General features: G+C 60.6%; 1 protein-coding gene. It reads right to left on the bottom strand.

The window, feature by feature from the left end:
- On the bottom strand, positions 1-341 hold a 341-nt coding region (locus tag AO068_RS03835; RefSeq protein WP_152999733.1), incomplete at both ends, for a hypothetical protein.

Genomic DNA, 341 nt, shown 5'->3' with positions numbered 1-341 from the left:
GCCCACCAGGCCGCCTGCCTGGTTGTCGAGGGTTTTGCCGGTCAGGGTCAGATTGCCCTGCGCAACCAGTTCGCCACCCTGCTGGGTCAGATTGGCGATATTGGCGACCATGTCTNCGCTGTCGACCTGCAACTGCATCAGGCCAGCGGCGTTGAGCAGACCGTTCTGGTTATCCAGATGCGTGCCGACCAGTTCAAGACCGGCATTGCTGTTGATCAGGCCCTTTTGACTGGCGCTCAGGCCGGTCTGGCTATTGTCGAGGGCATCGACGAACAGCTGCAGGCCTTTCTCGGCACGAATCGAACCGCCACGGTTGTCCACGCTGTCGCTATGCACGATCA

It is taken from the genome of Pseudomonas sp. ICMP 3272 (genome assembly GCF_001466905.1).
GTDB lineage: Bacteria > Pseudomonadota > Gammaproteobacteria > Pseudomonadales > Pseudomonadaceae > Aquipseudomonas > Aquipseudomonas amygdali.
The sequence above is the reverse complement of the archived record's forward strand: the minus strand, read 5'-3'. Positions and strand labels throughout refer to the sequence as shown.